1 protein-coding gene is annotated in these 1052 nt (G+C 70.7%); it reads right to left on the bottom strand.

Annotation, left to right across the window (positions count from 1 at the left end):
* The coding region (locus tag C1I98_RS39250) for a LysR family transcriptional regulator (protein ID WP_111172223.1) at nt 1-891 on the bottom strand (891 nt) is incomplete at its 3' end.
* Nucleotides 892-1052: the final 161 nt, after the last annotated feature.

The raw sequence follows: 1052 nt of genomic DNA, 5'->3' as shown, positions 1-1052 counted from the left end.
GACGTCGCGGACGGCCGCGACCGCCGGGGAGGCGACGCCGTCGGAGCGCCACCACAGGGCCACCACCCGCTCGCAGTGGGGGTCGGCGATCGGCACCAGCGTGACCCCCTCGATGTTGGCCGTGGTCATCGCCAGGCTGTTGGTGACGCCTGTGCCCATCCCGTGGCGGACCAGCGCGACCAGCGTCTGCGGCTGGTTGGTCTGGGCGGTGATCGTGGGGGTGAGGCCGGCGTTGGCGAAGGCCAGGTTGGTCTCGTACTGCCGCCCGTTGCCCTCGCCGCTCTCGCCGATGCTGATCAGCGGCAGCGCGGCGATCTGGGCCAGCCGTACGTAGGGGCTGCGAGCCAGCGGGTGATCGTCTCGGAAGACCGCGACCAGGGGTTCGCGCCACAGCAGCCGGCTGGCCACCCCGTCGCTGCCGATCAGCGGCAGCAGCGGGCGCAGCACGAGGTCCAGGTCGCCGCTCGCCAGCGCGGCGCCCAGCGCCACGCTCGGACCCTCGCGCAGCACGAGCCGCACCCGCGGGTGGTTGTCCCGCAAGGCCCGTACGGCGAGCGGGTAGAGATAGGCGGCGGCGCTGGGATACGCACCGAGCCGTACCTCCCCGCGTACCGCGCCTCCCGTCATGTCCGCGAGGACGCCGAGCCGGCGCAGGATCTCCTCGGCGTGCGGGAGCAGCGCGCGCCCTTCGGGGGTCAGCACCGCCGGGTGCACCGACCGGTCCAGCAGCTTGGTGCCCAGCTCCCGCTCCAGGTCGGCGACGTGGCTGCTGACCCGGGGCTGGGAGCGGTAGAGCGCCTTGGCCGCCGCCGAGAACCCGCCGTGGTGGGCCACCGCGACGAAGCTGACGATCCAGTCGATCCGGTAGTGGTAAACGCTCCTGAGGTCCATCAGCCGCTCCTTCGCCGATGGACACAGACCTTATACGGGCATTTTTCCGGAAATAAAGTCGAAAACCGGGTTTATCTCAGCGGATGAACTGATCGACGTACCCGGCCCCCAGCCCCACCCGCTCATAGTGCGCCCGGCACATGTCGATCTTGGTGAACGTG

This window comes from Spongiactinospora gelatinilytica (assembly GCF_003236385.1).
Lineage (GTDB): Bacteria > Actinomycetota > Actinomycetes > Streptosporangiales > Streptosporangiaceae > Spongiactinospora > Spongiactinospora gelatinilytica.
This window is presented reverse-complemented; position numbering and strand designations above follow the sequence as displayed.